The organism is Agrobacterium sp. CNPSo 3708, from assembly GCF_028674915.1.
GTDB classification, from domain to species: Bacteria; Pseudomonadota; Alphaproteobacteria; order Rhizobiales; family Rhizobiaceae; genus Agrobacterium; species Agrobacterium cavarae.
In genome coordinates this window covers 1-12072 of the sequence record NZ_JAQZSF010000007.1, presented here as the reverse complement: position 1 = coordinate 12072, position 12072 = coordinate 1, and the positions used below count along the sequence as shown (strand labels likewise).

At 59.6% G+C, this 12072-nt stretch carries 9 protein-coding genes; 1 reads left to right on the top strand and 8 read right to left on the bottom strand.

Annotated features, from left to right (window positions below):
• Positions 1 to 57: 57 nt before the first annotated feature.
• The 3 genes from PVA19_RS15650 to epmA form a co-directional block, all read right to left on the bottom strand.
• Positions 58 to 249, bottom strand: coding sequence for a hypothetical protein (locus tag PVA19_RS15650; RefSeq protein WP_274103336.1), 192 nt, complete (start codon positions 247 to 249; stop codon positions 58 to 60).
• Between the two features lie 390 nt (positions 250 to 639).
• Positions 640 to 1692 carry a lysine-2,3-aminomutase-like protein gene (locus PVA19_RS15645; protein WP_274103335.1) on the bottom strand — a complete coding sequence of 351 codons (1053 nt, stop codon included), beginning with the start codon at positions 1690 to 1692 and terminating at the stop codon, positions 640 to 642.
• Positions 1689 to 2753 (bottom strand): EF-P lysine aminoacylase EpmA, encoded by a 1065-nt coding sequence (gene epmA, locus PVA19_RS15640; protein ID WP_274103334.1) that lies wholly within the window; start codon positions 2751 to 2753, stop codon positions 1689 to 1691. The genes PVA19_RS15645 and epmA overlap by 4 nt, the downstream gene beginning before the upstream one ends.
• Positions 2754 to 3001: 248 nt before the next feature.
• On the opposite strand from epmA, the gene efp reads away from it, so the two are divergent.
• Positions 3002 to 3571, top strand: coding sequence for an elongation factor P (efp, locus tag PVA19_RS15635; protein WP_062424820.1), 570 nt, complete (start codon positions 3002 to 3004; stop codon positions 3569 to 3571).
• A gap of 502 nt (positions 3572 to 4073) precedes the next feature.
• Here the strand turns inward: efp and PVA19_RS15630 are convergent.
• From PVA19_RS15630 to PVA19_RS15610, 5 genes are all read right to left on the bottom strand, one after another.
• Complete coding sequence (locus PVA19_RS15630; protein ID WP_274103333.1) at positions 4074 to 5522, bottom strand: efflux transporter outer membrane subunit; 1449 nt, start codon at positions 5520 to 5522, stop codon at positions 4074 to 4076.
• A gap of 145 nt (positions 5523 to 5667) precedes the next feature.
• Positions 5668 to 8754, bottom strand: a complete 3087-nt coding sequence (locus PVA19_RS15625) for an efflux RND transporter permease subunit (RefSeq protein WP_062424818.1) — start codon at positions 8752 to 8754, stop codon at positions 5668 to 5670.
• 57 nt (positions 8755 to 8811) lie between these two features.
• Complete coding sequence (locus PVA19_RS15620; RefSeq protein WP_062424817.1) at positions 8812 to 10011, bottom strand: efflux RND transporter periplasmic adaptor subunit; 1200 nt, start codon at positions 10009 to 10011, stop codon at positions 8812 to 8814.
• Positions 10012 to 10197: 186 nt separating this feature from the next.
• Positions 10198 to 10857 (bottom strand): TetR family transcriptional regulator, encoded by a 660-nt coding sequence (locus tag PVA19_RS15615; RefSeq protein WP_062444251.1) that lies wholly within the window; start codon positions 10855 to 10857, stop codon positions 10198 to 10200.
• Between the two features lie 2 nt (positions 10858 to 10859).
• Positions 10860 to 11810 (bottom strand): phosphoribosylaminoimidazolesuccinocarboxamide synthase, encoded by a 951-nt coding sequence (locus PVA19_RS15610; protein WP_274103331.1) that lies wholly within the window; start codon positions 11808 to 11810, stop codon positions 10860 to 10862.
• Between the last annotated feature and the right edge of the window lie 262 nt (positions 11811 to 12072).

Sequence of the window (12072 nt, the reverse complement as noted above, 5' to 3'; positions counted from 1 at the left end):
ACGGGCATCGCCTTTATCGTTTTTCAAATGTGGTTTCGTAACAGGCTGAAGATGGGCTCAAACCAGCGCTGCCACGTTGCGGTTGCGCACGAGGTTGCGGATGGCAACGCGCACATCCTCGGCGCTGTCGAAGCGCTGCTCGTCCAGATCATGGACGTGGAACTTGACGGCAATGAACTTCAGCCGGTTGTTATCCGGTACGACGATACCGACCGGTTCGCCTGCGAATTCGATGACTTGCTTTTGCATGGTGCATACTCCCGCTGTGGCTTGATCGCACAGCATAAATGTCGAATTGAATGAATTGAAAATTTGAGGGGACTTAAAAAGTCACCACATTCGACAGCAGCGGGAACACGTGGATTTGTGCCCGGCATTCGAGATCCGATGACCTAGGAGCGCGGCAATGCGCATAAATTTCGACATGACACTCTCCTCTGCTCGTGTTGACCCGGAATACCGAAGAATCACTCTCCAGTTGAATCACTGATATCCCGGTTTTGCCTCGGAATCAATGATTATCAATGTAGGTAGAATATTTTTCTTTATGATGACAGGACGGGGGCGGAAATGTGAAATTTTTGTTTATCCGGCTTGGTTGTATCAAAGCGCCGGAAACGCCGAAGATTTCGTGCCCGTTTAATCTGCCGAGGGCGGGTAGAGGTGATCGTTCCCGTTGAAATCGGAGACGGCGTAACAACCCTCGGCCTGTTTCGTTGCCGCATTCTGACCGATGACGGCTTTTCCGTGGCCGCCTGGAATATCCAGCACGTAAGTCGGCTGGCACAGACCCGACACGTGACCGCGCAAGGCGGACACAATCCGCTGGCCTTCTTCGATGCTCAGCCGGAAGTGGCTGGTGCCGGGCGCAAGATCGGGGTGATGCAGGTAATAGGGCTTGATGCGGTTTTCGACGAAGCTGCGCATCAGCTCTGCCAGCACGGCCGGATCGTCATTGATGCCCTTCAGCAGCACCGTCTGGCTGACCATGGCAATGCCGGCATCCACCAGTCTTGCGCAGGCGGCGCGCGCTTCGTGCGTCATCTCGCGCGGATGGTTGGAATGCAGCGCCACATAGGTCGTCTTGCCGCTGGCCTTGAGTGCGGCAATCAGATCGGCATCGATCTTCTGCGGATCGACCACCGGCACGCGGGTGTGGAAGCGCACGATCTTCACATGCGGAATGGCGCTCAAGCCTTCCATGATCGTTTGCAGACGGCGGGGTGAGAGGACCAGCGGATCGCCGCCGGTGAGGATAACTTCCCAGATCTCCGGGCGGGAGGAGATATAGTCGAAGGCGACGGTAAGCTCTTCCGGGCTCATCATGCCATTGCCCTGCGGGCCGACCATTTCACGGCGGAAGCAGAAGCGGCAATAGACTGGGCAGACATGTACGGCCTTCAACAGCACCCGGTCGGGATAGCGATGGACGATGCCCGGCACGGGACTATGGGCCTCGTCGCCGATCGGATCGGCGCGTTCCTCGTTCGTCTGATAAAGCTCGGCCTCATCCGGGATAAACTGCAGGCCGATCGGGTCTTGTGGATCGGCTGGATCGATCAGCCTGGCCACGCTTGCCGTCAGCGCCACGGCATAACGTTCCGCCACCGGACGCACCCGCTCCAGTGCCGCCTGGTCGATGAGGCCTGCGTCGTGAAGATCGTCAGCCGATTTCAGCGCGCGTGTCGTCATGATCCATAGACCGCGACAGGCGCCCACATCACAAGGTCAATTCTCGGCGCGCCGGTTGCCAGCATCACCAGCCGGTCGAAGCCAAGCGCGATACCGCTCGCCGCCGGCATGATGGTCAGCGCTGCCAGAAGCTCTTCATCGATCGGGTAGGTCTCGCCATAGATGCGGCTCTTTTCCTGCATCTCGATCTCGAAGCGGCGGCGCTGCTCGTCGGCATCGGTCAACTCGCCAAAGGCATTGGCAAGCTCCACGCCGCAGCCATAAAGCTCGAAGCGCTCGGCCACGCGGCCATCGCGCGGCGAGCGCCGGGCAAGGGCAGCCTCGCTGACCGGATATTCATCGAGGATCGTGGCGCGGCCAAAACCGAGTTCCGGCTCCACCTTCTCGACGATGATGCGGCTGAAGATATCGGCCCAGCTATCATCCTGCGCGGTGCGGATGCCCGCAGCCTTTGCCAGCCGGTCCAGATGGTCGCCGTCGTTCTCGCCATTGGGCGATACCGTCGCCAGCAGGTCGATTGACGCATAGCGCTGAAATGCCTCTGCGACGCTGAGCCGCTCCGGCGCCAGAAACGGGTCCATCTCGCGTCCGCGATAGGCAAAGCGTTTGGTTTTTGCCGTGTCTGCGGCGAGCGCCAGAAGCTCGGCGCTGTCTGCCATCAGGCTCTCATAGGTCTCGCCTGCGCGGTACCATTCCAGCATGGTGAATTCGGGGTGGTGCAACGGCCCGCGCTCGCGGTTGCGATAGACATGGGCAAAGCAGGCAATGCGCGTTTCACCGGCGGCCAGCAGCTTCTTGCAGGCAAATTCCGGCGAGGTATGCAGGTAAAGGGGCGCGTTCTCGCCACTCGTGGTGATGCCCGTCGTGGCGAAGGCATGCAGATGCGCCTCGTTTCCGGGCGAAATCTGCAAGGTGGCGGTATCGACTTCGATGAAATCGCGATCGGCAAAGAAAGAACGGAAAGCGCGCTGGATGGCATTGCGGCCCATCAGGAAGGGCCGGCGGTCCATATGGACGTCCGGTTGCCACCAGGATGAGGTTGTGTCTGCGCGCGTGCTCATCTGCCCGTCTGTCCGCTGTCTCTCTTGACCAAGGTGCGTTGCAACGCTGCCTAATCCACCGGTTGAATGTCTGTTTCAGCGCCGCTCGTTTGAAAACCGTATGACAGTTTTCGCTTCGCGTGTCTGAAAGGCTGGCAATTCTCCCGGAATTAAGGTAGTTGCGCCCCAGAAAACAGACAAAACGTCCATCGGGTCAGTGCAGCCGCGCCGTCCTTACGACGCATTTCATTGAGTTACAAGGAAATCATATGGTCAAGGTTATCGCCTCATCCGTCCGCAAGGGCAATGTTCTCGAAGTCGAGGGCAAGCTCTACGTCGTGCTCACGGCCAATAACTTCCATCCTGGCAAGGGCACGCCCGTGACCCAGGTGGACATGCGCCGCATCGTCGACGGCGTGAAGGTATCCGAGCGCTGGCGCACGACCGAGCAGGTCGAGCGCGCCTTCGTCGAAGACCTGAACTTCCAGTTCCTCTATGAGGATGGCGAAGGCTTCCACTTCATGAACCCGGAAAACTACGACCAGGTGGTCGTCGATGCCGAGACCATGGGCGACCAGAAGGCCTACCTCCAGGAAGGCATGACCTGCGTTCTCTCCATCCACGAAGGCCTGCCGCTCGCCATCGAGCTGCCGCGCCACGTGACGCTCGAAATCGTCGAGACCGAGCCGGTCGTCAAGGGCCAGACGGCATCGTCCTCCTACAAACCCGCGATCCTCTCCAACGGCATCCGCGTCATGGTCCCGCCGCATATCGACGCCGGTGTGCGCGTCGTCGTTGCCACGGAAGACAATTCCTACGTCGAGCGCGCCAAGAACTAAGCGCGACCGGACGTTTTTGATTGAGAAGCCTCGGAGCGATCCGGGGCTTTTTTTGTTGGTGGGAGGTGGCGCGTCGGCATCGTTGAAAAGATGGATTCTTGGCTCAAGGCCACCGCGGTCCGGTTTAAATTGAGAGATCTGTATTGGGCGAGAGGGTTGCTCTTTCCGCGACCCCACTTCGGCTCATTCGGTCGCCCGCCGAGACGTACCGCACCCCCTCTGTCCTGCCGGACATCTCCCCCTCAAGGGGGGAGATCGAACTGGTGCACCGTCTTGCCCCAAACTGCGGTGAGCGGTGAGATGTGAAATGCAAAGAGTGCCTTTTGCCGATCTCCCCCCTTGAGGGGGAGATGCCCGGCAGGGCAGAGGGGGGTGAGCCGCAAAGGCTTCGCCAGCCAGCGCTGCTGAAACACGTGCTACCTCGTGACCTGAGCGCCCGCACAAACAAAAATCCCGCAGCCAGGGCCGCGGGATTTCAAAAAGCACCGAAATGGTGAAGCCCTTACATGCCCTTCGGCACGTTGGCCGCCACCTTGACGGCTGCGACCGAGTTTGGCGATCCCACGGCATAGCCGCCACCGAGTGCGACGCTGAGCGCCACGTAGTCCTGTGCGGCCTGCTGAACAGCGGTTGCCAGGTTTGCCTGGGCGTCGGAAACGTTGCGCTGTGCGTCGAGAACGTCGAGCAGCGAGGAGGCGCCGTCGCGGTAGCTGGCGGTCGCAAGCGAGAGGGCTTCCTTGTAGGAATCGACCGTCTTGCGGTAGGCGTTGACCGTCTGCTGGTCGCGGTTGAGCGCCGTCAGGGCGTTTTCGACTTCTTCCACCGCGCTAAGCACGGTCGACTTCCAGGCGAGGTACTGTTCGCGGGCAACCGACTTCTGGATGTCGACGCCTGCGCGCAGGGCACCGCCGTCGAGGATCGGCAGCGTGATGGTCGGACCGAAGCCCCAGCCATTGGACGTGCCGCGTGCGCCACCGCTGATGCGGGTGTAGCTTGGCGTGATCGAACCGCTCAGCGTAATGCTTGGGAAGAGCTGCGCTTCGGCAACACCGATGTTGGCAACGGCTGCGGCCAGCTGACGCTCGGCTGCGCGGATGTCCGGACGGTTGCGGATCAGATCCGCAGGAATGCCGGTGCGCGGAACGGCGCGGGCGACAGGCTGGCGTGCGCCGCGCTGCAGTTCGACGACCAGCGAATCAGCCGGCATGCCAAGCAGGGTGGCGATGCGGTGTGCTGCGCGGCGGTAGTTGGTTTCAAGCGTCGGCATCTGCGCCAGCGTCGAGTTGACCAGACCTTCGGACTGGACGACATCGAGACGCGAGGCAGCGCCTGCTTCCAGCTGCAGCTTGGTCAGATCCAGCGTCTCGCGGCGTGACCCGAGGTTCTGGCGGGCAATCGCCAGACGCTCCTGGTAGTAGCGCACGTCGATATAGGCAGACGCTACCGAGGAGATCAGCGTCAGGCGCTGAACGTCAGCCGTTGCATAAGCGGCGTCGAGCGAGGCGGCAGCGCTTTCCTTTTCGCGGCGGTAGCGACCGAAGAGGTCAAGCAGCCAGGACACGTTGAAGGCGTTGCTGGTGGTGTTGCTGACCCGTTCATTGGTGCTCGGGAAGCTGCCTTTGCTGCCGGAGGTTTCATGACGGAAGGTCGAGCCGAGCTGTGGGAGCGAACCAGCGCCCGCTACTGTGATGTTCGATTCGGCCTGGTTGATGCGCTCGATCGCCTGCAGAACGGTCAGGTTCTGCGACAGGCCGGTCGAAACATAGCCGTTCAGGCGGCTGTCATTGAATGCGGTCCACCATGCGACCGTGGCAATGTCGCCATTGCTGGTCTTGCTGCCTTCGGAGAACTTGGCTGGCAATTGGGTTTCCGGCGCCTTGTGGTCAGGGCCGACGACGCAGCCTGAAAGCAGGAGCAGCGTCAGAGGAATGGTCGCACGAAGTGACAGCATATGGTTATCCCGGTTTGTGTAGCGCACTGGGCGCTCCTCAGTCGAAGCGAGCGTCGCGTTGCTGTTTGCTGAAGGAGGTGCAGCTTTCGAATCTGCCATACTTCTATCAGCCTCGATTTGCATTGCTAGCATATTTCAACGGTTGTTAACGTTTAGAAAGCCGCCTGATAATGACGAAGAAGGACGGTACGAAGAAAATTCCGAGCAGTGTTGCAGAAAGCATACCACCCAATACCCCAATACCGATCGCATTCTGCGCCGCGGAGCCTGCACCGCTTGCAATGGCGAGCGGCACGACGCCCAGAATGAAGGCGAGCGATGTCATGATAATGGGGCGAAGGCGAAGCTTTGCCGCTTCCAAGGTTGCCTCGAGCAAGCTCAATCCATGTTCCTGCCTCTCCTTTGCAAACTCGACAATGAGGATGGCGTTCTTGGCTGCAAGACCGATCGTGGTCAGCAGTCCCACCTTGAAATAGACGTCGTTGGACTGGCCGAAGAAGTGCGCGGCGGTGACCGCACCCAGAACACCCACCGGCACGGCCAGAATGACCGAGAAGGGGATCGACCAGCTTTCGTAAAGGGCTGCCAGGCAGAGGAAGACGATCAGGACCGATAGCGCATAGAGCAGTGGCGCCTGCGAACCCGACAGGCGTTCCTGGTAGGAAATGCCCTGCCAGGCCACGGTGTAGCCACCGGGCAAGCTCGCCGTCAGCCGCTCCATCTCGTTCATCGCATCACCGGAGGCAACGCCTGGGCCTGCGGCACCATCGAGCGAAATGGCGCTCGTGCCGTTGAAGCGCGCAAGGGTCGGTGCGGCATTCTGCCAGCTGATCGTGCTGAAAGAGGAGAAGGGCACCATCTCGCCGCTGGCATTGCGGGCATACCAGTGCTTCAGGTCGTCCGGCTGCATGCGATAGGGCGCATCACCCTGCACATAGACCGGCTTCAATTCGCCATTCAGCGTGAAGTCGTTGACATCGCGACCGGCAAAGATGGTCGAGAGCATCAGGTTGACCGAGGCGAGATCGACGCCCATCGCGCCCATCTTCTCCTTGTCGAGATCGATCTTCATCTGCGATTCGGCGTCACGGCTGTTGGAGCGCAGCGAACTGATATTCGGATTGCCATTGGCAAGCTGGATCAGTTCCTTCGAGGCGTTGGTCAGTGCGGTCGTGCCGTTGCGGCCACTATCCACCAGATACATGGAGAAGCCGCTGGAGGTGCCGAGACCCTGGATTGCGGGGGGAAGAAGCGGGAAGACCTGCGCATCGCGGAAGGACAGGAACGTGCCCATGGCGCGCTGCACGATGGCTGCGGCATGTGCTTCCGGTGCGGTGCGCTCCGTGAAGTCCTTGAGCTTGGTGAAGACCATGGCGTTGTTCTGGCCGGAACCGCCGAAGCTGAAGCCCAGCACGCCGAAGACGGATTCGACATTGGCAGCTTCCTTCTCACGGAAGTAGCTTTCCACCTGCTTCACCACCTCGTTGGTGCGCTCCGTCGTGGCGCCTGTCGGCAGCTGCACGATCGTCAACAGCACACCCTGGTCTTCCTGCGGCAGGAAGGAGCTTGGAAGGCGGGTGAAGAACCAGGCGCAACCGCCAACCACGATGAGGAAGAGAATGGTGACGCGAACCGGGCGCTTCAGCAGATGGCCGATGCTGCCGACATAGCCATCGGTGGTGCGGCCGAAATTGCGGTTGAACCAGGCCGCCGGGCCGCGCTCCTTCTTGGCATGGACCGGCTTCAACATCGTGGCGCAGAGCGCCGGCGTCAGCACGATGGCAACGACGGCAGAGAGCAGCATCGCCGAAACGATGGTGATGGAGAACTGACGGTAGATGATACCCGTCGAACCGCCGAAGAAGGCCATGGGAATGAAGACCGCGGTCAACACAAGCGCGATGCCGATGATCGCACCGGTGATTTCGCCCATCGACTTTTCCGTCGCTTCGACCGGAGAGAGACCTTCCTCCGACATGATGCGCTCGACGTTTTCGACGACGACGATCGCGTCATCCACCAGAAGACCGATGGCAAGCACCATGGCGAACATGGTGAGCGTGTTGATCGAATAGCCGGTCAAAGCCAGCACGCCGAAGGTGCCGAGCAGAACCACGGGTACGGCGATCATCGGAATGAAGGTGGCGCGCAGGTTCTGCAGGAAGACGAGCAGAACGACGAAGACCAGCACGATGGCTTCGATCAGCGTGTGGACGACCTTTTCGATCGAGAGCTTGACGAAGGGTGTGGTGTCATAGGGATATTCGATCACCACGCCTTCCGGCAGCGAGCCTGCGACGCTGGTCAGCGCGTCCTTGACGCGGGCTGCCGTATCGAGCGCGTTCGCGCCAGTCGCAAGGTTCACCGCGAAGCCTGCGGACGGGCGACCGTTGGAGCGGGAATCCCCGCCATAGCTTTCCTGGCCGATTTCCACGCGCGCCACATCGCTGAGGCGAACCGTGGCACCGTCCTTTTCGACCTTAAGGATGATGGATTCGAAATCGGAAACCGTGGTCAGCTGGCTTTGCGCCGTGACAGTGACGTTCAGCTGCTGGCCCTTGACCGCGGGCTGTGCGCCGAGCGAACCGACCGAGACCTGGGTGTTCTGGCTTTCGATCGCGCTCGTCACGTCGGCGGTCGTCAACTGATACTTGTTCAGCTTGTAGGGATCGAGCCACACACGCATGGCGTATTCGGAGCCGAAGACGTTGATGCTGCCAACACCTTCCAGGCGCTTGATCTGGTCTTCGACGCGGGTGGAAAAGACGTCGCCCAGATTGGCCGAGGTCCGCTTGCCGTCGGTGGAGATCAGCGCGCCGACCATCAGGATCGACGAGGTGGAGCGGCTGACTTCGATGCCCTGCTGCTGCACCACATCGGGAAGCTGCGACTGGACAAGCTGAAGCTTGTTCTGCACCTGGACCTGGGCAATATCCGGCATGATGCTGGTGCCGAAGGTGAGTGTGACGGTCGCGCTGCCGGTGGAGGACGTCGACGTCATATAGGTGAGATCGTCGAGGCCGGTCATTCCGTCTTCGATGATGGTCGTCACCGATTTTTCCACGGTCTCCGCACTCGCACCATTATAGGAGGCGCTGATGCGCACCGTCGTCGGGGCGATATCCGGATATTGCGAAATCGACAGGGTGAAGATCGCCAAGACGCCGCCAAGCATGATGACGATGGCAATGACCCAGGCAAAGACAGGGCGCTTGATAAAGAAATGAGCCATCTGGACTGCGCCTTATGTGAATTGAACAGTTGAGCCGGACATGGGGGTCATGCCGACTTACTTGGCAGGCGCAGCAGGTTGAGCCTGCTTTTGCGGAACCACGATACCGCGATCGTCGATGGTCGCTTCGACAGGCGCAATCGTCGCGCCATCGGTGATCCACTGGAAGCCGTCGACGATCAGCTTATCGCCGTCCTTGACGTTTTCCGTCACCAGCCACGCATTGCCGGACTGACGGCTGGTGGGGAAGGTGCGGGTTTCCACCTTGTTCTCCGCGCCGACGAACTTTGCGGTCAGCTCGCCATTGGCATTTCGCGTTGCCGCTCTCTGGGGAATAAGGAAGCCCTTTTCCTTACCGATGGCGAGCGTGGCGCGCACATACATGCCTGGCAGAATGAGGTCGTTCGGATTGTCGAAAAGCGCGCGGATGGAAAAGGTGCCGGTGGTTTCGCTGACTGCCTTGTCGGACATGTCGATCTTGCCGTCCTGCTTGTATTCCGTGCCGTCTTCCAGCGTCAGATGGATGCCGGCCTTTTTCTCGCCGCTGCCGATAGTGCCGGCTGCGATCGCATCGCGCAGGCGCAGCAGATTTGCGCTCGATTCGATCAGGTCGATATAGATGGGGTCGATGCGGCGAAGCGTCGTCAGCGCCGTCGTCTGGTTGGCGGTCACCACATTGCCGACGGTGACATTGGTGAAGGAGACGATGCCGTCAAATGGCGCGCGCACCTTGGTCAGGTCGAGATTGATCTGCGCCGTCTCAAGCGCTGCGCGTGCCTGCGCCACATCGGCCTGCGCCTGGGCAAGCGTCGTTCGGGCATTTTCCAATTCAATCTGCGTCGCACCGCTGTTGACGAGGCGCTCGTAGCGGACGAAGTTCGCCTGTGCGGCTGGAATGCTCGCTTCCGCCTTGGCAAGGGTCGCCTTGGCCTGCGCGACTTCCGCCCCATAGGTATCGTCATCGATCTGATAGAGAACGGTGCCCTGCTTGACCTCGCTGCCTTCCTTATAGGGAATCTCGCGGATGATGCCCGACACGCGCGGTCGGATATCGGCGCTCTGATAGGCGCTGGCCCGACCGGGCAGCACGGTGGTCAGCGGGCTTTCGCTCTCCTTCAGGGTGATGACGCTGACGGGCGAGGGCGGCCGCTTGGCCTGTTGGGCGCCAGCATCCTTGCCATCGCCGCTATCGCTGCAGCCCGAAAGGACGCCTGCCATGAGAACCGTTGCTAGAAGGGCTTGAAGGCGTCGGGTCATCAATTTTCTCATATTGGAGTATGAAGGAATAGGGCTGCGGTCGATCGATCTTTTAAAAAACGTCAGCCGCTCGGGTCGTACAAAGCGGCATTTTACTTCATCTCGTTCAAAGGCCTGGACGACGCGCATATACCGTCAAATCAGGGCAAGACTGAAAATGCTGGAAGTGACGTAAATTTAAAACCGTCACTTTTCAAGAGCGTATTTCAGCGAACGGTCAATCAGCATAACCACATCCTCGCATCGTGTTGCCAAAATGCCAACATCTTCGCGGGAAATCAGCAAAGGATGCAGAACACAGGAGAGCACGGTCAATGCGAGTCCGGCTTCCTTGATTGGGTCTGCCTCGCGGTAGACACCCTGTTTGATGCCATCGCCGATAATGGTGGCGAATTGCTGCGTCAGCACCTGATGGTAATGGGCGCCGCAGGAGAGTTCGCGCTTCGAGGTCTGCAGGAAGACGTCGATCATATAGGGATTGTCGGTCAGGTCGTTGCGATGGTTTTGCATCAGCGTGCGAACCAGCGTCAGCATCCGATCGTGCGGGGTGTGGGTATCGTCGAGAAGATGCATCTTCTCTTTGAACACGCCGATGCGTTGGAGCATGATGGCATCGACCAGGGCGATCTTGGAATGAAAGTGCTTGAACACGTTGGCCGGTGACATGCCAAGTGCCGCAGCGATATCGGCGATGGCGACGGCAGAAAAGCCCCGCTCACGGAACAGCCTGTCCGTCATTGCCAGAATATCGCGGCGGGTTTCCTCGCCGGAACGCCGCGGGCGGGTGGCTTTCTTCACCACCGCCTCGCTGATCTTTTTCGAATTGCTATCGGCAACCTTGGTCACAGTCAGGCTCCGGGGAAATAAGGCTCCAGGTTCCGTCTCACTCTGTCGAGCGGTGATGCCTCTTCGTTATTGGGCTTGAAGGTCTGCCCGGTAATGCGCTCATAGGCTTCCATATAGACACGAGACGTTTGCAGAACCAGTTCCTCCGGGATTTGCGGAATCTCATCCTTATAGGGATCGCAGCGCTCGGCAACCCAGGCGCGGACGAAATCCTTGTCGAAGCTGACCGGGCGCGCGCCCGTCTCGAAGGCGTGCTGATAGCTGTCTGCCATCCAGTAGCGGCTGCTATCGGGCGTGTGGATCTCGTCGGCCAGAATGATCGTGCCGTTTTCGTCGGTGCCGAACTCATACTTTGTGTCGACCAGAATGAGGCCGCGTTTGGCCGCAACTTCCTGGCCGCGCTTGAAGAGCGCCAGCGCATAGGTGGAGAGCGTCTGCCACTGCTCTTCGGTCAGAAGCTTCTTCTCGACGATCTCGGCCGGCGTCAGCGGCTCGTCATGCCCGCCATCGAATTCCTTGCTGGTGGGCGTGATGATCGGCTCGGGCAGTTCCTGGTTGTCCTTCATGCCGTCGGGGAAGGTCACGCCATACATGCTGCGCTCACCCTTCTTATAGAGGGTGAGGATGGAGGTGCCGGTCGTGCCCGCCAGATATCCGCGAACGACGATCTCGACGGGCAGGATGGTGAGCCGCTTGCCGATGACGACATTGGGATCGGGATAGGAGACGACATGGTTGGGGCAGATGTCCTTGGTCTCTTCGAACCAGTAATGCGCCGTCTCGGTCAGCACCTGTCCCTTATAGGGAATACAGGTGAGGATACGGTCGAAAGCGCTCAGCCTGTCGGTGGAGATGATGATCCGGTTGCCGTCCGGAAGATCGTAATTCTCGCGGACCTTGCCACGATAATAGTTGGGAAGTTCAGGGATGACGGCTTCTTTCAGGATACGCACGGGCTTTCCTATCTCTGCAAATATCGCTGGACGGGCCATAGTCGATGGCGCGACGGTAAAACAACCCTATCCGATGTTGGGAAATCGGAAAATAGAGAGGTAGAAGTTTGGGGATTTGAGAGCTCCCGTTGCGTGAGTTCGAAATTGCCTATTTAAAACAGCGACTTACAAGAAATATGGATTTTGTTGAAAAACCTCTGTTGACTTGTTTGGGGTGTGTCTCTTATAAGTCCGCTCACTGACGAGGGCGGCGGCGCTGCTG

What these genes read in the sequence shown, in the direction of transcription:
- PVA19_RS15630 (WP_274103333.1), bottom strand. Translation starts at nt 5,522, where the DNA reads ATGCTGTCACTTCGTGCGACCATTCCTCTGACGCTGCTCCTGCTTTCA.
- PVA19_RS15645 (WP_274103335.1), bottom strand. Translation starts at nt 1,692, where the DNA reads ATGACGACACGCGCGCTGAAATCGGCTGACGATCTTCACGACGCAGGC.
- PVA19_RS15625 (WP_062424818.1), bottom strand. Translation starts at nt 8,754, where the DNA reads ATGGCTCATTTCTTTATCAAGCGCCCTGTCTTTGCCTGGGTCATTGCC.
- PVA19_RS15650 (WP_274103336.1), bottom strand. Translation starts at nt 249, where the DNA reads ATGCAAAAGCAAGTCATCGAATTCGCAGGCGAACCGGTCGGTATCGTC.
- PVA19_RS15620 (WP_062424817.1), bottom strand. Translation starts at nt 10,011, where the DNA reads ATGACCCGACGCCTTCAAGCCCTTCTAGCAACGGTTCTCATGGCAGGC.
- epmA (WP_274103334.1), bottom strand. Translation starts at nt 2,753, where the DNA reads ATGAGCACGCGCGCAGACACAACCTCATCCTGGTGGCAACCGGACGTC.
- efp (WP_062424820.1), top strand. Translation starts at nt 3,002, where the DNA reads ATGGTCAAGGTTATCGCCTCATCCGTCCGCAAGGGCAATGTTCTCGAA.